This is a genomic window from Syntrophus aciditrophicus SB, assembly GCF_000013405.1.
GTDB lineage: Bacteria > Desulfobacterota > Syntrophia > Syntrophales > Syntrophaceae > Syntrophus > Syntrophus aciditrophicus.
Genome location: NC_007759.1, coordinates 1,134,762 through 1,151,219, shown reverse-complemented (window position 1 = coordinate 1,151,219; position 16,458 = coordinate 1,134,762). Strand labels below are relative to the sequence as shown.

Sequence of the window (16,458 nt, the reverse complement as noted above, 5' to 3'; positions counted from 1 at the left end):
CGCAACAACCGTCCGCAGGGTTGCTGCAGAAACGCAAATCGACGGCACAAACAAGGGCAGAAACAAGAAGAAGCGAAGGGTTTATCCACATCATTTCCATCTGTCGGGAGGCAACGCCGCTATTTCACCTTTCAACGTTATCACTGTGTTGGAATCATTATCCATTGACACGCAGGGACGTTTTCCGATACTTTACTCTATCTGAAATATAAATTTCTTATTTCTCAAGGAGCAAACCCTTCATGTATGCCGTGATCATGGCCGGCGGCAAGGGGGCCAGATTCTGGCCTCGGAGCCGCGAGCACAAGCCGAAGCACCTTCTGGACATTACGGGAACCCGGACCATCATTCAGGAAACGGTGAGCCGGATCTCCTCCCTGATCCCTCCGGATCGAACCCTGATCATCACGGGCGCCGCTCATGCCGATGAACTGAGACGGCAGCTCCCGGAAATTCCCGCGGAAAATATCCTGGTGGAACCCGTTGGCCGCAATACCGCCCCCTGCATCGGCCTCGCCGCAATCCATATCCGCCGTCGCGCGGGCGACGCCGTCATGGCGGTGCTGCCTTCTGACCATGTGATTGCCGATGACCGGGTATTCCTGGACACGCTGGCAGCCGCAGCCGAAGCAGCCGAGCGTGAGGACGCTCTGGTGACCATCGGCATCAAGCCAACCGGCCCGGAAACCGGTTACGGTTATATCGAAAGAGGAAACCCCGTCGGTCAGATCGGAGGGAAACTCATATACGGCGTATGGTCGATCCGTGAAAAGCCGCCGCTGGAGCAGGCCATGTCGTTTGTGGAAGCGGGAACCTTTTACTGGAACAGCGGCATGTTCATCTGGAAGACCTCCACCATTCTCCAGGCCATCGAAACGCACCTTCCCGATCTGCACGCGGGTCTGCTCAGGCTCGAAGCTGCACTGGGCACAGAACAGTATGAAGTCGTTCTGAGAGACACCTATGAGGAAACCCGTTCCATATCTATCGACTACGGCGTGATGGAAAAAGCGGACAAGGTCCTGGTCATCCCCGGAAACTTCGCCTGGTCGGATGTCGGAAGCTGGGACGCCCTCTGGGAGTTCCTGGAAAAAGATTTCGCGGGCAATGCCTGCCGCGGCGAGGTGATCGCTGTGGAATCGGCCGATTCCCTGGTCTACAGCCCCAAAAAGCTGGTCGCCCTCGTGGGGGTCAGAGATCTGATCGTCGTGGAAACGGATGACGCCCTGCTGATCTGTCGCAGGGGCGACTCCCAGAAGGTCAAATCGATCGTGGACATCCTGGAGGAAAAAAATCTCAAGAATTATCTGGAATAGGCGCCCCACAGCGACGCCAAGCTACTGAACGAAAACCGGCATGCCTTTAACGGGATACCCCCTGCGTTTCAGCAGTTCCATCATCTTTTTTACGCTTGTCCGGTCGTCGTCATAGGTCACAGTAACCCCCTGATCTCCGTAACGCTCGACGAGAATGACGCCGTTGATGTTTTTGAGGATAGAACTTACCCTCTCGAAACCGCCTCAGGACATGCAGGCAGGGATATTAAAACGGACCAGGCATTGCGCGGCATCCGCAGGAGCCAATGGAGCAAGGAGAACCAACCCGATCATCATCAAACCGATGCTTCCCTTTAAGAGCCGTCGCCCTGTCAACCATCCTTTCACTTTTCTCTGACCTCCCAGAATCTGATTATCTGTTTCGCCCCGTTTTGTGCGTGAGCCTTGTCTCCTTGAAAGAAAAAGTTTATCCGGAAAGCGGAAGTTTACCACAATCCATCAACGGTGCAATCAGAGAATACACGTTCCCTGTCAAGGTCGGAAAAAATTAAGAGCACAACGGAACCATTGACGAAAGAAGAGGCTTGAAATCTTATGGCCGCCTTGACATCCTTCAGCCAATTCTCTATAAGCTTTCAGGTCAAGCACAGGTCCTTCGGACATGCCAACATCGGAAAAAAAGGAATGCACCTTTATGGGCATCATGCTGACGGAAAAACTGATTCTGGCCTCCGCTTCGCCGCGGCGGGCCGAGCTTCTCCAGCTTCTGGGCGTCGACTTTGAAGTCATCCCCAGCCACATGGATGAAACCTCCAGAAACGATGAAACCCCGCCGGAACACGTCCAGCGCCTTTCCAGCGAAAAGGCGGAGATGATCGCCGCCCTCTTCCCCGATGCTCTGGTTCTCGGCGCCGATACCGTCGTGGTGATTGCCGGCCGGATGCTGGGCAAGCCCGGTAACCCCGGAGAGGCGCGGGACATGCTCAAAAGGCTCAGCGGCCGGGAACACATCGTTTATACAGGCTTCTCGCTGATTCAGAAGAAGAAGGGACGCCGGAGAACCCAGGTTGTGCGGTCCGCGGTGCTCTTTAAAGAAATCCCCGAGGATGAAATCTCATGGTATGTCAGCTCCGAAGAGCCCTATGACAAGGCCGGGGGGTATGCCGTCCAGGGCATGGGGGCGTTCTTCATCCGGGAAATCCGAGGATCCTATACCAACGTGATGGGCCTTCCCCTCAGTGAAGTCGTTGAAACCCTCAAAGACATGGGAAGCCTCACCTTTTCAGGAGATCAACATGATCGAGGAAGCAATCAGGAATAATATCGCGGAAATCCGCGAACGCATCGCCGGAGCCGCAACCCGAGCAGGGCGACAGGTCTCGGAGATCCGGCTGATGGCTGTCACAAAAAAAGTGCAGGAAAGTCGGATCGGTCAGGCCCTGGAGGCCGGCATCGATCTCTGCGGAGAAAATTACATCCAGGAAGGCAAAACAAAGATCGAAGCGATCGGCCATCCTCCGCAGTGGCACATGATCGGCCATCTTCAGACCAACAAGGCCAAGTACGCCGTCCGGCTCTTCGATATGGTCCAGTCCGTGGACCGTCTCGAACTGGCCATTGAGCTGGAGCGCCGCGCCAGGGCGGCAGGCCGGGTTCTTCCTGTCCTGATCGAGGTGAACAGCGGAGGAGAACTGACAAAGAGCGGCGTCGCCCCGGAGGAAGCCGAATCGCTGATCCGCAGCATCGCCCTTCTGGAGAACATCGCCATTGAGGGATTGATGACCATGCCGCCCTGGTTTGAAAATCCGGAAACAGCCCGCCCTTACTTCGCCGCTCTGCGGACGCTGCGGGATCGGATTGCGGCGGAACGGATCGACCGGGTTTCCCTCCGGGAACTCTCCATGGGCATGACGGATGATTACGAAGTCGCCATCGAGGAGGGGGCCACGATCGTGCGCATCGGGCGGGGAATCTTCGGGGAAAGAAAACCATAAAGGGAGCTATTCATGACAACGAAAAGAACCATCGAGATGGAAGATCGTCACATGCCGGCCTTCTTCAAAAAGATACCCGTATCCATCGAGCGGGGGGAAGGAGTCACCGTATGGGATGAAGAAGGCAACCGCTTTCTCGATTTCACGGCGGGATGGGGGGTCACCTGCCTGGGTCACGCCCATCCGGTCATCACCCGGGCCCTCCTGGAACAGAGCGGGAAAATTCTGCAGGGTCCCATGGCAGGGGCCACCTACTCCCCGGAGCGGGCCCGTCTGTTGTCTCTCCTGGTTTCAATCCTGCCTCCGAATCTGACGCGGATCTTCTTTTCCAACAGCGGCGCGGAATCCAACGATGCGGCCATCAAACTGGCGCGCAAGGTTACGGGCAGGCCTGACATCGCCTCCGCCCTTCAAGGTTTCCACGGACGGATGACCAGCACGGCCGCGACTCTGGTTCGAGCCACCCGACCTGAACAACCGACGGCACTCACCCCGGGCAACCGGTTCGTCCCCTATGGCGATATCGCCGCTCTTGATGCGGCCCTCGACGATCAGGTGGCGGCTGTCCTTCTGGAGCCTATTCAAAGTGAAGGCGGGGTCCGGATTCCTCCAGATTCCTATCTGGGAGAAGTGAGCAGGCTGTGCCGGGCCAATGGCAGCCTCCTCATCATCGATGAAGTCACGACAGGATTCTGCCGCACCGGCCCGATGTTTGCCATTGACCCGCTGAAGATCGACGTCGATTTTCTGACGATGGCCAAGGGCATTGCCGGAGGATTTCCCTTCGGCGCCTTCGCCCTGTCGGAAGAGGTGGCCGCCAGGCTCGAACACGGGGATCACGGCGGCACCTACTGCGGCAATCCCGTCGGCTGCGCAGTCGCACACGCCGTCATTGCCTGTCTGATCGGCTCCAACATCTCCGCCAACGTCAAGGAGATGGGCGTCCTGGCCCTGAAGCAGATGGAGAAATGGAGACAAACCTGGCCTGATGCCGTCGTGGATGTCCGTGGCCGTGGTCTGTTGCTGGCTGTGGAGTTCCGCGATGAGGGTATAGCCTCTCGTATCAACGGGGACTGTTTCAGCCGTGGTCTTCTGATCCGGCAGACCCTGGGTAGTATCATCAGGATTTTCCCGGCCCTGAACATTCGGCGGGAAGAAATGGAAGGAGGACTCGCTATCCTGGAAAAAGCAATAGGAAACGCCGTAACGGCAAGCTGATCAGCCCAGGGCGCCGTTCCAGGTCTCGAAAACGGCCGTTTGCGTCTTCCCGGTAGATGCCCACGCAGGTGAGGACGTGCCAGTCGATGAACTCGCGGCGAATGGTGTCGAAGGTCACCTCGGTCAATTATCAGAAATTTTTAATGAAATTCTGCTCCCACGCCGCGCTGACCCCTTCTACGGTCAATTCCGGTTCCTGCCCGTAATAGCGGGACTGATCGATGATGTGTTCAAGGAGATCCCGCGGGTGGTTTGCGCTCCTCTGAATGCCGAGTTTCTCGTAAATGTCCTGAAGAAATTGAAAAGCCTTGGGATCGAATGCCACGTTTTTCATCTCACATGCTTTCCTGAAAATGACTTCGAAATCCTCCTTTGAGGGATAGTCGATAAAGATCTTGTACCGGATTCTTCTCAGAAAAGCCTCGTCCGCAAGCTCCATGGGTTTGAGATTGGTCGCGAAGATGACCAGTTGATCAAAGGGAATCGAGAACTTCATCCCGGTATGGAGGGTAAGGAAATCGACTCTCTTCTCCAAGGGAACGATCCATCGGTTCAGCAGCATTTTAGGCTCGATCTGTTGCCTCCCGAAATCGTCGATGATAAAGAGACCATTGTTGGCCTTCATCTGGAGAGGGGCGATGTAGAATTTCGAAATGGGGTTGAACTCCAGATCCAGGGTTCTCAGAGTCAGTTCGCCGCCTGTCATGATCACCGGCCGTCTGATCTGCAGCCACCGGTGGTCCATCTTGCCGTCTTCTGTTTCAGATGGTGCGGGGACATGGTTGACTGGGTCGAAAACCGTAATCAATTCCCCTTCAACATAGACTGCATAGGGAACAAAGATGGTTCCGGGAAGGACATTGCCTATGGCCTCGGCGATGGAGCTTTTGCCGTTTCCCGTGGGACCGTAAAGGAAGATCGTCTGCCCTGAAGTCAAGGCCGGCCCCAGGGCTTTCAGGAGATCCGGGTTGATGACCAGATGGGATAAGGCGTTTTTGAGGGTAAGGGGATTCACAACAACCCTCTGGATCGACTGAGTCAGGACTTTTTCCCGGTAATCACTCAGGGAAACCGGAGCGGGTCCGACATAGCGGCAGATTTCCAGAAGCCCCGCGGCCCGGTTTTCACCGATCCCCGTAATGGAGAAACGATAAGTCGCCCGGGCCAGCCCGTCTCCACCTTTTACTTCAAGCATTTTTTCCCTCTGCAGGGTTTCCACTATAGAATCCACGATCGACAGGGGGAGTTTTACTCTTCTCACCATATCGGCCAGCCTGAATTCCCTCAGAGATAAACTGTGCTTCAGAACCAGGTCGGCCAGGAAAGAGGCATCAAGACCGGTATCCTCAATAGTCTTCGGCACAGAAGGGAAGGCATTTAAAAGCTGGTTCAGACGTTCTTCCGTCAGATATCCCAACTCGATGAGGACATCGCCTAGGCCGCCCCCCCTGCTTTTCTGTCTCCGCAGAGCATCTTCGAACTGCTGTTCCGTAATGATTTTTTTCTCCAGAAGCTTCAAACCGATATGTTCCGCGGAAAATCTCGTTTCCATGAGGTATTCTTCGTTTTCGTCAGCCATCTGATCATCTGATCCTTTCTTTTTTTCACGTCGCAAAGATTTGACGATTCATGTGCCTGCAGATGAGAAAAGTGTCGAATTCCCTGATCCTGTTTATAATCCGCGGTCTGACCATGATGTCATGCCCCTGGGAGTGCAATTTTTACCAGTTCCTAACCGGTTAAACCATCCGGACGGAGTAATTTCCTCGATCCGTAATAATCAATGAGCAGGATACATTGACCGCGTCATTATACATGATAAATGACTTCCGGCATAGTTTTGAGAGATGACCTTAATGACTTTCCTTTTGATTTGATCTTCACCGGTCGAGTTCCTTCCGAACCGCCAGCCCGAGGTTTTCCAGGATATAGGGTTTCCGGACGTAAGCTCCGGCCCCGAGTTTCTGCGCTTTTTCCACCCGTTCCGTCCGGGAAAACCCGCTGACGATGATCGCCTTCTGCGCCGGGTTGATTTCCAGAATCCGCTCATAAGTTTCCAGACCATCCATACCTGGGGGCATGATCATGTCCAGCACCACAAGATCCATCGCCTGGGAGCGGAGATAATCAACCGCCGCTTCACCGCCGGGAACCGCATCAACCCGATACCCGAGCCTTTTGAGCATGCTGAGCGCCATTTCCCTCTGTTCGGGAATATCATCCACCACCAGAATCGACTCACCCCCGCCGGCATAGGATTCAGGGGGTATCACCTTGCCCGCTTCCGTTCTTCCCTCGCTGGTCACGGGAAAATAAATTGCGAAGGTCGTCCCTTTTCCCTCTTCACTATGTACGTCGATGTAGCCGTTATGATCCTTAACGGTCCCCCAGACAACGGCCAGCCCCAGCCCCGTCCCGCTTTTCCCCATGACTTTTTTGGTGTAGAAGGGTTCAAATATCTTGTCCAGATCGTCCGCAGAAATGCCGCTGCCCGTGTCCGATATGGACAGGACGGCGTAATCCCCCTCCTGGATCGAGCCGTACCCCCGGACAGGCATGTCCAGGTAACGATTCTCCGTCCGTATTGTCACGTCGCCGCAACCGGAGACAGCCTCCGCGGCGTTGACAATCAGATTCATCACCGTTTTGCTTAAATGGATGGGGGAACCCTTGATATTCAGGAGTCCCTCCGCCAGATGGGTGCGAATCCGCACATCCGGATGATCGAATTTCAGCATTTCATATTCCGGCGTTTTGATGGAATCGGCAATCACCTGGTTCAGATTGATCACTTCTGATACGACCACCCCTCTCCTGGCCAGCGTCAAAAGATCCTGAACGATCGCCGCCCCCCTCATCCCGGATTGCAGGATGTTTTTCGCATACCTTTTCAAGGGGCTGTCACCGGGAACGGTTTCCGCAAGCAGTTCCGAATATCCCACCAGGACCCCCAGGACATTATTGAGATCATGCGCTACGCCTCCGGCCAGCCTTCCCAGCCCTTCCATCTTTTCGGCGCGGTTCAGACGGTCCTGCAGTTTTTTCAGTTCGGTATTATCCCGGATGCATTCAATGGCGGCAATGATCTCTCCCCGGGAATCCCGCAGAACAGATGCCGATGCGGAGAGATGGAGTTCGCCGGAAGGAAGTGCGGACACACAGGATTGCCCGAAAAGAATCTCTCCCGCTCTGTAAAAGGCCGTGTATTGTTTTTTCGCCTGCATATCCGGACGAAGAGCGTGATCGATGAGAATCGGCCTTCTTTCCCCGTAAAAAGGAAGGGCATACTCGTAGTTGCCCTTGCCGAGCATTTCTTCCGCGCTGATCCCCGTCATTTTTTCTATCGCCTGATTCCAGGAAATGACCCGGCTTTCCCTGTCGATGACCAGGGTTGCGTCGGGAAGAAAGTTGATGATGTCGGCAAGCCTCTGCCTCGATTCCCGCAATTCATCCTCCATCAGTCTGCGCCTGGTGATGTCTGCATGCGTTCCAATAACGCGTAGCGGTTTCCCGTCTGCCGTCCGATTAATGACTGTCCCGCGATCCATAATCCATTTATAAGTGCCGTTCTTGCATAGAAGGCGATATTCACTTTCATAAACCGGCGTTTTTCCGCTTAAATGCGCTTCCAGCACTTCCTGGCAACGTTTCCTGTCCTCGGGATGGACACGTTTGTCCCACTCGTCAGGGGTGTTTCCAACTTCACTTTCTGTATAACCGAGCATTCTCTTCCAGCGGAGAGAATAAAAAAGGTTCATCCGGTTTATGCGTACTTTATGTTGAAAAAAATGGACATACACCCCAAGAGGAAATTGTTCGAAGATTTCCAATTAACGGAGGGGAAGCATGTCCACGAGTTTTCTTTACCACGGATTCAGCCTCGTCGGCTACGATTATGTTAGGACGCGATACGAAGGAAGAAGTATCACGTTCACCATACGCCACAAAAGGAGCAAGCTTTGCTGTCCAGTCTGTAGAAGCCGGGAGATCATCATGCGAGGAACGACCCGGAGACGGTTTCGAAGCATTCCCATCGGTTTCAAGAATGTGTTCTTCGATCTCAGCGTTCAGCGGGTGGGCTGCCTTCGTTGCGGCAGTATTCGTCAAGTGTCGCTGGGATTTGCTGATCCCCGGTTTTCTTACACCCGTGCTTTTGAGCGATATGCCTTGGAATTGTCGAAACACATGACAATCCAGGATGTAGCTGCACATCTGTCGGTATCCTGGGACGTGATCAAGGAAATTCAGAAACGGGATTTGACGAAGAGGTTTTCCAGACCTTTTCTGAAGGATCTTCGGAGAATTGCCATCGATGAGATCTCGATTCGCAAGGGGCATCGGTATCTGACTGTTGTTTTGGATATGACCAAAGGGACGATCGTCTATGTCGGTGATGGCAAGGGAGCCGATGCGCTTGACTCTTTCTGGAAAAAGGTCAAACGTGCCGAAGCCAAGATTGAAGCCGTTGCCATGGATATGTCTCCCGCTTACATCAGCGCTGTATCGACTCATCTTCCGAAAGCGACGATTGTTTTTGACCATTTTCATGTCATCAAGCTCTTCAACGACAAATTGTCCGGGCTAAGAAGAGACCTTTATCGAGAGGCAAAAGATCTCCTTCAGAAGAAAGTCCTGAAGGGCACCCGCTGGCTTCTCCTGAAAAATCCGGAAAATCTTGACTCATCCAAAGGTGAAAAGGCCCGCTTGAACGATGCCCTCCAGCTAAATCAGCCACTTGCATGCGCCTATTACCTGAAAGAAGATCTCCGACAGGTCTGGTTTCAGCCAACAAAGGAAAAAGCACGCCTGGTATTGGTTGATTGGATCAAGAGGGCGGAAACTTCCGGGATAAAAATGTTGAAAAAGTTTGCGAAGTCACTTGCTGCATTTCAATCCGGTATCCTCTCTTATTATGATTACCGCATCTCGTCGGCTCCCTTAGAAGGCACAAACAACAAAATCAAAACCATGAAACGGATGGCTTATGGGTTCCGGGATATCGAATTCTTCAAACTTAAAATCATGGCCATTCATGAAGCCAAGTACGCTTTAGTCGGATGAACCATAAAAAACCTCTCCGGTTTGTTTGTTCCAGTCCCAGACACCGTCACCTGATCCTTCCAAGGCAAACTGCCAGCGTTCTTCGCTTTCCTGCAGTGCCTTCCGGGCCAGTTTGATTTCGGTCATATCGATGATGGCCCCTCTCAAACCAACTGCCTTGTTATTCCTGATAATCGGCGCCGATAAAATCCGGACTGGGAAGGTGGTACCGTCCTTCCTCACGGCTGTGTATTCAATTGTGTCGACATCTTCGTCATTAATGCGCCTCTGAATATTGTGCAGTGCTCGTTCCTTCTCCTCGGGGACAATGACCTGCAGGGCATTAAACCCTGGGCCAAGATCCTCCTGAGTATACCCAAAGGCTTTAAATGCAGCTCGATTTGTGGAGGTAATATTTCCCCGCTTATCACACTCGAAGACAATTATTGGAAGAAAATCAACCAGTTGTCTGTACTTTTTTTCGCTGTCCCTCAACTCTTCTTCGGCCTGAGCCTTCTGAATGCAAAGACCAATCTGACCCGCTATCGATTCCAGCGCGTTGCGCGCGTAAGGTGGAATTTTTTCGAGCACATGAGACGCAACATTCAGGCAGGCGATAATCCGTTCCTGACTGCTGATCGGGATGATGGAACACGATTTTATTCCTTCTCTGACGAAGTGCTCCTGCTTCAGGACCCCGTCGCAATCCGCTCCTTCAAGATAGCAGGGGCTGCCCGCCATCACAACCCGAGCCCTCTCTGAATCGGCGGGAACATGGTTGATGGAGTCGACAAACTCATCCGAAAGATTCCGGACACAGGCAAGATCAAGACTCTTCTTCCTGGAATCCAAAATATAGATCCCGCCGGAATCAAAACCCGACGCTTGAATGGCGGTATCGAGACAGAGCTGAAGGGTATCCTGGAGCGACTTTGTACCGGCCAGTGCGAGGGACAAATCCCGTTGAGCGACCAGAATATTTTCCGATTGCTTGCGCACTGTAATGTCCCGAACGAATGCCCACATTCCGGATGGCTGGCCGTTCCGGCTTCTGATCAGATAAGTGCGGAGTTCGACAGGGAAGACGGACCCATCCTTCCGTCGTAACTCCTTTTCATAAACCTGGGAAAAATTTTCGGAAAGGACCTGTTCCTGAATGATGACTCTTTCCGTCTCGCGCCACTTCTCAGGTGTCAGATCCAGGTAGATCATTCCCCGCAGTTCCTCAGCCGTATATCCGACCATCTTCATGAAGGCCGCATTGGACACTCGGAAATAACCATCCATATTGATCGCGGCATATCCATCCATGCCCTCATCATGAAGCATGCGATCATAAAGCCGACGATAGCGTTCCTCGCTCTGTTTATGCGATGCAACGGATACTTCAAGTTCCTTAACGCGCTGACGCAGCGATGAAATCTCGTCCAGCAATTGTTCCCGGTTTTCGAACTCCTCGCTCATCGAGTTTTCTCTTTCACAAAACATCCAGCAGATAACCGATGTCTCTTTCGGTATGCTCCGCGGAGATCTGGAACCGGAGTTCCTCATCCCCTCTGGGCACGACGGGATAACCGAGACCTGTCGCCAGAACGTCGCGATCATAAAGCCGCTGAACCAGTTCCCTGGTTTTTGCGGTATCCCGAATCAGGAGGGGAACGATGGGGTGTTCGCCGTCCAGGGTTTCGCGGCCGCAATCCCGAAAACCCCGGCGCAGGGAGGCGGCAAGGTCCCGGATTTTTTTCAGCAGACCGATTCCCTCGCCGCTGTCGAGTATTTCCAGCGCCGCAAGGGCGGCGGCCGCTTCCGAAGGAGTAATCGGATTGGAGTAAATGTAGAAGGGAGCGGTTTCCCGCAGGTAGTCGATGACCGTCCTGTCAGACACCACATAGCCACCGTTGACGCCGAGCGCCTTGCCCAGCGTGGCAATGAGGATGTCGGCCCGCGCCGCCGTTTTTTCCTCGCTTCCCCTGCCGGTCTCTCCGAAGGCGCCGACGCCGTGAGAGTCATCAACAACGGAAATCACCCCTTCCTCAAAAAGCTCGGAATAACGCCTGCAGATCGCACAGATTACGTCCAGGGGGGCGTAGTCGCCGCGCATGCTGAAGACACCGTCGGTGACGACAACGACCCTCTTGGCCTTTCCCAGATACTGCTCCAGGAGGCCTTCCAGCCGGGCGGTGTCCAGGTGTTCATAAACCGCTCTGGCGGCGGGCTGGGCCAGACGGACGGCGTTGATGATGCAGTTATGGTTGAGGGCGTCGCTCACCACCAGGGTCTCCCCGGTGACAAGCTGCGGCAGCACGCCCATGACTGCTGCGTAGGCGGCACTGAACAGCATTCCCGCTTCCCGCCCGTGGAAAGAGGCCAGGCGCTCTTCCAGCTTGATGTGGGGTTCGAAGGTGCCGCTGATGAAGCGTACCGCACCGGGTCCCGCGCCGTAGCGCCGGACGGCAGTTTCTTCCGCTTCCACCACGCGAGGGTGGGTGTTGAGGCCGAGGTAGGCATTGGCATTCATACGTAGAAAAGCCCGCCCCCCACAGCTCTTGAGAAAATATCTCGGACCGAAGCCGTCGCGGGGCGGCCGGCGGCCGGTGATGATTCTTTCTTTCCCCTTGCGGACGCCGTTTCGTTCCATCGCATCCAGCTTCTCCACCAGCAGGCGTTTCAGTTTATCCTGCGCCATGTCGATCCTCCCCCGCTTTTCCCAGTTTGAATGCAAGATGTTCAATCATTTCCGATGTCGTGGCGGCAAGGTCGTAACGGGGCTGCCAGCCCCATTCCGTACGCGCCGCGCTGTCATCCATGTGCCGGGGCCAGGAATCGGCAATGGCCTGGCGGATCGGGTCCACATCATAGCGGATATCGAAACCGGGCACAAACCGGAGAATCTGAACCGCCAGTTCCTCCGGCGTGAAGTTCATGGCCGTCACGTTATAGGCATTTCGGTGAATGAGCCTTTGACCGTCCGCCTCCATCAGGATCATCGCCGCGCCGATGGCGTCCGGCATGTACATCATGTCAAGCCGGGTATCGGGCCTGAGAAAACAGGTGTAGCGGCCTTCCGTCAGGGCTGCGGTGAAGATCTCCACGGCATAGTCGGTGGTGCCGCCGCCGGGCGGCGTCTTGTAGGAAATAAGGCCCGGAAAGCGCAGACCGCGGGCGTCGACGCCGAAGTGGTGGAAATAATAGTCGCACAGCAGCTCGCCGGCCAGTTTGGTAATACCGTAGAGCGTAGCAGGACGTTGAATGGTCAGCTGGGGTGTGTTTTCCAGTGGAGTGCCGGGACCGAAGGCGCCGATGGAGCTGGGGAAGAAAACGGCGCAGCCGGAAATGCGGGCCGTCTCCAGAACATTGGTCAGCCCCTTCATGTTGATCTCCCAGGCAGATTGCGGGTTCTTCTCCGCAGCAGCTGACAGGAGCGATGCCAGATGAAAAATCGTGTCGATCCGGTACTCCTGCACAATACGCTGCAGTGTTTCACCGTCCCGGACATCGAAACTGCAGTAAGGACCGCTTTCCAGGAGCTCCGCATCAGGCCGGCGCCTGTGTCCTGCAGCGACGACTTTGGCTTCACCGTAGGCCTGTCTCAGAGCGAGGGCCAATTCAGACCCGATCTGACCCGTGGCGCCGGTAACCAGTATTCTTTTTATCATGCAACACCACGCTGACCGCGTTTTCCGATTTTGATAATCCGGAGACAAGGTCTTCATCAACTTTTATACACCGGAAAGATATAAGGAAAGCATTATGATGTGTCAATCAAATAATAACCGCAACAGACACGGTATAAGGGGACGTGTCCCGGGCGCAGGCTGAAATAGATGGACGAACCCGGTTGCGGGAAAATATTTCTTGACAAATAAATTTTTACATTATAGCGGCAAAATGTGACAGCTGCCTGGGGGATAGCTTGAACATCAGGATTGGAGATTATGGGAACACAGGAACCAGAAAGAAAGAATTATAAAGCGGAACCTTTATCGTCGAAAAATGCATCTGACAAGTCAACTGAACAATTTTCCGAATCACTGTCGGCTCGCAAAAGAGAGCGGTCTGCAGATCGCGATGTCGGCTATCCTTCGGAAAGAGAGCTCTTCAGCAAAGTTAAATTCGAAGTCTACGGAGAAGAAATGATTTCCAAGGAGGTAAAACAGAGCGGTAACAGCGGCCGGGTTTACTTGCCTCCGGACTGGATCGGGAAAAATTTAAAAATTATACGGATCGACTGAGTGACATCATGGCAGATGAAATCGAGATCAAAGAACTTTCCCTCGAATATTATCCTGAAATTGTGGAGATTCATCGGGCGATCATGAAGGGCAAGGTCTCCCCGTCCTGGATGAAGAGTATTAAACGCCATCTCCGGGAAAAGGATGTTGGCGGCTATGTGGCACTGAAGGACGGCAAGGTGGCAGGAATTATCATTGGCCAGATCCAGGGGCCGAGCTTCGGATTGGAAAAGAGTGGGTGGGTCACTGTTGTCGAGGCTCATCCCCAATTCATGGGGAGCGGCGTAGGCAGAGCCCTTGTGGAAAGCATCTTTCAATACTTCAGAGAAAAGGGCGTGAAGGATATTCACACCGCAGTCAAATGGGATGCGGTGGATATGCTGTCTTTTTTCATAGCCGCGGGATTCGGCCGCTCTGCATTCATCAATCTGCGCATAAAGCTTGATGACGTGATTCCGGACTGAAAAGGTAGTCCGGATTCCAGAGCAGAACTCATTTTCCCCGGCTTCGTTATCGCTCCGCGACGTCTTCATTTTGCGTCTTGACAATAGAACATACGTTCTATTAAAATCCTTCCATAAACGAAAACTGCACTCTTGCCAGAGTCGGCAAAGTCCCTGCCATTTTCTTCCGCGGCCTGGGAGCCGATCTCTTCAGAAATTATGGCGTTTTCGAGTCATGAGGACTTACCGTGAGCGACTTCCTGTTCAGTCTGCATTCATGGCCGCAGGCGATTCTTCACATCGACGGCGATGCCTTCTTTACATCCTGCGAAGAGGCCATTCACCCCGAACTTCGGGGGAAGCCGATTATCGCCGGCGGAGAGCGCGGAATTGTCGCCTGTGCCAGTTATGCCGCGAAAAAACAAGGCGTCATGCGTGGCGTCCCCCTCCATCAGGCCCGGAAGATGTGCCCCGGACTGGTGATTCTTCCCTCGGACTATGAAACGTACAGCCTGTTCTCCCGACGGATGTTCAACGTGATGCGGCGCTTTACTCCGCAGGTGGAAGAGTACTCCATTGACGAAGCCTTTGCCGATATCACCGGGATGCGTCGACCCTTGCGGGCTTCCTATGAAACGATCGCAGTCAACATCAAAAACGAGATTGCGAGAGAGCTGGGCATCACCGTCTCCGTTGGCCTGAGCATCACCAAGGTGCTGGCCAAGGTGGCCTCGAAACACAGGAAACCCAACGGATTTACATGCATTCCCGGCAAAAGCATTGCGATATACCTTGAACACCTCCCCGTGGAAAAGATATGGGGGATCGGCCATGCCACCGCCAGTTATCTCCATAAAATGGGGGTCCGAACCGCCCTGGAATTTGCCCGGCTGCCGGAAGTTCTCGTCAAAAAGCGCTTTACAAAACCCGGCGTTGAAATCTGGCGGGAGCTTCGGGGCGACTCCGTTTATCCGGTATGCGCGGAAGAAAAGAGTCTCTACGCTTCCATCAGCAAAACAAAAACCTTTTCCCCGGCAAGCGGCGATGCGGACTACCTGTTCGCCCATCTGATGCGGAATCTTGAGTCCGCCTGCATCAAGGCCCGGAGGTATCATCTGGCGGCAAGCCGGATTGCGGCCTTCCTGAAAAGAAACGATTTCAGCTATGCAGGTCGGGAGATCCGTCTGAATCGCCCTTCCGTTTATCCTCTGGAACTGTCGATCGCCCTGCGGAACCTCTTTATCGATGTGTACCGCCCGGGCACACTCTATAGGTCCACGGGAATCGTTCTCCTGGAACTTTCAGGAGATTCAGGCACCCAATACACCCTTTTTGACGATGTCGTAAGAGCGGATAGGGTGCGCGATATCTACAGGGTCACGGATGAAGTCGGTGCAAAATACGGCAAGCACAGCCTTCACCTGGGGGCGTCTCATTTCATCGAGCTGCTGGGAAGAGGAAAGCGGGGCGAACCCACTGCCAGGGAAAGGACGCGTTTCCTGGGAGAAACCGGACGCAGACACATCAATCTTCCCCTTCTGCATCTGAAGGTATAGAGGGAAAAGAGGAAAAAGGTTCAGCCTCTGTCGTGTCCTCTATCGTGGCTCCTGCCATGGCCTTCATGGCCCCTGCCGTGCCCTTTCCCGCCGTGCTTTCCGCCTTTGATCCCTTCCTGATGCCTTTGATGCTTACGGTACTGAGGCACATAAACATCGTTGTACCAGCTGTCGCGTACGAAATAGACCGGCCTGCCGCAGGCGTTGTATCTGCCGCAGTACTTGTGCCACTTTTTCACTTGGCCGGGAGGAACGTGCATGTAGACAGGCTGCGCGACAATGCCGGCGGGAGGCTGGATCACAACGGGTTGGGGATAGATGATCTCCGGCTGGGGAAAATTTCCGATGTCGATATGGCCGTAAAAACCGGGCTGACCGACACTGACCGACAGGCCGACGCCAACATCATTGGCGTGCGCTGAGGCCGCGACCAGCAGGGTGATCGCGGCAAACAGGATGGAAAGAAAATGCTTCATTTGAGTCTCCTTCGTATTGGGGTTGATACCAGGCCACCTGTTTATCCTGGTTAAGTGCGACCCGGTTTGAACTCTCTGACGGCATTGGCTCGGTCGTTTTAACGCAACATCTTTATTTGCGCCATGCCAGATTTCACGCATTAGGGAAAATATCGCTTTCGTTGTCAAGGAAAAATTTTTTATGCTCTCAGGGACGGCGATCAATCATGCCCCCCGGAATCG

The 16,458-nt window shown here is 54.0% G+C and carries 15 protein-coding genes; 8 read left to right on the top strand and 7 right to left on the bottom strand.

The features are described from left to right. The first annotated feature begins 242 nt into the window (after positions 1–242). Positions 243–1,316: a mannose-1-phosphate guanylyltransferase gene (locus tag SYN_RS05305; protein ID WP_011417030.1), complete on the top strand. Its 1,074-nt coding sequence runs from the start codon at positions 243–245 to the stop codon at positions 1,314–1,316. A 204-nt stretch (positions 1,317–1,520) separates the two neighbouring features. Here the strand turns inward: SYN_RS05305 and SYN_RS16220 are convergent, their stop codons facing one another. Then, entirely contained in the window at positions 1,521–1,664 is a 144-nt protein-coding gene (locus tag SYN_RS16220) for a hypothetical protein (protein WP_158302928.1), read from the bottom strand. A gap of 274 nt (positions 1,665–1,938) precedes the next feature. Here SYN_RS16220 and SYN_RS05295 point away from each other — a divergent pair, with 274 nt between their 5' ends. Genes SYN_RS05295 through SYN_RS05285 form a run of 3 tightly spaced genes read left to right on the top strand, consistent with a single transcriptional unit; the run spans position 1,939 to position 4,489 of the window. Beyond that, on the top strand, positions 1,939–2,598 hold the full coding sequence (locus SYN_RS05295) for a Maf family protein (protein ID WP_011417028.1): 660 nt from the start codon (positions 1,939–1,941) through the stop codon (positions 2,596–2,598). After that, positions 2,573–3,271 (top strand): YggS family pyridoxal phosphate-dependent enzyme, encoded by a 699-nt coding sequence (locus tag SYN_RS05290; RefSeq protein ID WP_011417027.1) that lies wholly within the window; start codon positions 2,573–2,575, stop codon positions 3,269–3,271. The genes SYN_RS05295 and SYN_RS05290 overlap by 26 nt, the downstream gene beginning before the upstream one ends. A 12-nt stretch (positions 3,272–3,283) precedes the next feature. Continuing rightward, complete coding sequence (locus tag SYN_RS05285; protein ID WP_011417026.1) at positions 3,284–4,489, top strand: aspartate aminotransferase family protein; 1,206 nt, start codon at positions 3,284–3,286, stop codon at positions 4,487–4,489. 130 nt (positions 4,490–4,619) lie between these two features. Here SYN_RS05285 and SYN_RS05280 read toward each other — a convergent pair whose 3' ends face one another. Together SYN_RS05280 and SYN_RS05275 are read right to left on the bottom strand one after the other, a co-directional pair. Beyond that, positions 4,620–6,068 carry an ATP-binding protein gene (locus SYN_RS05280; RefSeq protein WP_049749908.1) on the bottom strand — a complete coding sequence of 483 codons (1,449 nt, stop codon included), beginning with the start codon at positions 6,066–6,068 and terminating at the stop codon, positions 4,620–4,622. 301 nt (positions 6,069–6,369) lie between these two features. Continuing rightward, a complete protein-coding gene (locus SYN_RS05275; RefSeq protein WP_148202495.1) occupies positions 6,370–8,247 on the bottom strand; it encodes a hybrid sensor histidine kinase/response regulator in 1,878 nt (625 codons plus the stop codon). 88 nt (positions 8,248–8,335) lie between these two features. Between SYN_RS05275 and SYN_RS05270 the strand changes: the two genes are divergently transcribed. Further along, complete coding sequence (locus SYN_RS05270) at positions 8,336–9,550, top strand: ISL3 family transposase (RefSeq protein WP_011416152.1); 1,215 nt, start codon at positions 8,336–8,338, stop codon at positions 9,548–9,550. On the opposite strand, the gene SYN_RS05265 is transcribed toward SYN_RS05270, so the two are convergent. Genes SYN_RS05265 through SYN_RS05255 form a run of 3 tightly spaced genes read right to left on the bottom strand, consistent with a single transcriptional unit; the run spans position 9,539 to position 13,182 of the window. Next, a complete protein-coding gene (locus SYN_RS05265) occupies positions 9,539–10,993 on the bottom strand; it encodes a PAS domain S-box protein (protein ID WP_041584764.1) in 1,455 nt (484 codons plus the stop codon). The two genes, SYN_RS05270 and SYN_RS05265, sit on opposite strands and share 12 nt — an antisense overlap. 13 nt (positions 10,994–11,006) lie before the next feature. Then, positions 11,007–12,215 carry an aminotransferase class I/II-fold pyridoxal phosphate-dependent enzyme gene (locus SYN_RS05260; RefSeq protein WP_041584763.1) on the bottom strand — a complete coding sequence of 403 codons (1,209 nt, stop codon included), beginning with the start codon at positions 12,213–12,215 and terminating at the stop codon, positions 11,007–11,009. After that, the gene (locus SYN_RS05255) at positions 12,202–13,182 is read right to left on the bottom strand and encodes an NAD-dependent epimerase/dehydratase family protein (RefSeq protein WP_041585412.1); all 981 of its coding nucleotides are present in this window, start codon (positions 13,180–13,182) and stop codon (positions 12,202–12,204) included. Before SYN_RS05255 ends, SYN_RS05260 begins: the two co-directional genes overlap by 14 nt. A 282-nt stretch (positions 13,183–13,464) precedes the next feature. Here SYN_RS05255 and SYN_RS16905 point away from each other — a divergent pair, with 282 nt between their 5' ends. The 3 genes from SYN_RS16905 to SYN_RS05240 all read left to right on the top strand — a co-directional run bounded on the left by SYN_RS16905 (position 13,465) and on the right by SYN_RS05240 (position 15,760). Continuing rightward, a complete protein-coding gene (locus tag SYN_RS16905) occupies positions 13,465–13,761 on the top strand; it encodes a DUF2080 family transposase-associated protein (protein ID WP_148202494.1) in 297 nt (98 codons plus the stop codon). 8 nt (positions 13,762–13,769) lie between these two features. Then, a complete protein-coding gene (locus SYN_RS15145) occupies positions 13,770–14,225 on the top strand; it encodes a GNAT family N-acetyltransferase (RefSeq protein ID WP_011417019.1) in 456 nt (151 codons plus the stop codon). A 227-nt stretch (positions 14,226–14,452) separates the two neighbouring features. Continuing rightward, positions 14,453–15,760 (top strand): DNA polymerase Y family protein, encoded by a 1,308-nt coding sequence (locus SYN_RS05240; RefSeq protein WP_011417018.1) that lies wholly within the window; start codon positions 14,453–14,455, stop codon positions 15,758–15,760. Positions 15,761–15,780: 20 nt separating this feature from the next. Here SYN_RS05240 and SYN_RS05235 read toward each other — a convergent pair whose 3' ends face one another. Then, positions 15,781–16,236, bottom strand: a complete 456-nt coding sequence (locus tag SYN_RS05235) for a hypothetical protein (protein ID WP_041584762.1) — start codon at positions 16,234–16,236, stop codon at positions 15,781–15,783. Positions 16,237–16,458 lie beyond the last annotated feature (222 nt).

Excerpts from the sequence above, each read along its gene's own strand:
- SYN_RS05305 (WP_011417030.1), top strand. The coding sequence starts at position 243 with ATGTATGCCGTGATCATGGCCGGCGGCAAGGGGGCCAGATTCTGGCCT.
- SYN_RS05295 (WP_011417028.1), top strand. The coding sequence starts at position 1,939 with ATGCCAACATCGGAAAAAAAGGAATGCACCTTTATGGGCATCATGCTG.
- SYN_RS05290 (WP_011417027.1), top strand. The coding sequence starts at position 2,573 with ATGATCGAGGAAGCAATCAGGAATAATATCGCGGAAATCCGCGAACGC.
- SYN_RS05285 (WP_011417026.1), top strand. The coding sequence starts at position 3,284 with ATGACAACGAAAAGAACCATCGAGATGGAAGATCGTCACATGCCGGCC.
- SYN_RS05280 (WP_049749908.1), bottom strand. The coding sequence starts at position 6,068 with ATGGCTGACGAAAACGAAGAATACCTCATGGAAACGAGATTTTCCGCG.
- SYN_RS05275 (WP_148202495.1), bottom strand. The coding sequence starts at position 8,247 with ATGAACCTTTTTTATTCTCTCCGCTGGAAGAGAATGCTCGGTTATACA.
- SYN_RS05270 (WP_011416152.1), top strand. The coding sequence starts at position 8,336 with ATGTCCACGAGTTTTCTTTACCACGGATTCAGCCTCGTCGGCTACGAT.
- SYN_RS05265 (WP_041584764.1), bottom strand. The coding sequence starts at position 10,993 with ATGAGCGAGGAGTTCGAAAACCGGGAACAATTGCTGGACGAGATTTCA.
- SYN_RS05260 (WP_041584763.1), bottom strand. The coding sequence starts at position 12,215 with ATGGCGCAGGATAAACTGAAACGCCTGCTGGTGGAGAAGCTGGATGCG.
- SYN_RS16905 (WP_148202494.1), top strand. The coding sequence starts at position 13,465 with ATGGGAACACAGGAACCAGAAAGAAAGAATTATAAAGCGGAACCTTTA.
- SYN_RS15145 (WP_011417019.1), top strand. The coding sequence starts at position 13,770 with ATGGCAGATGAAATCGAGATCAAAGAACTTTCCCTCGAATATTATCCT.
- SYN_RS05235 (WP_041584762.1), bottom strand. The coding sequence starts at position 16,236 with ATGAAGCATTTTCTTTCCATCCTGTTTGCCGCGATCACCCTGCTGGTC.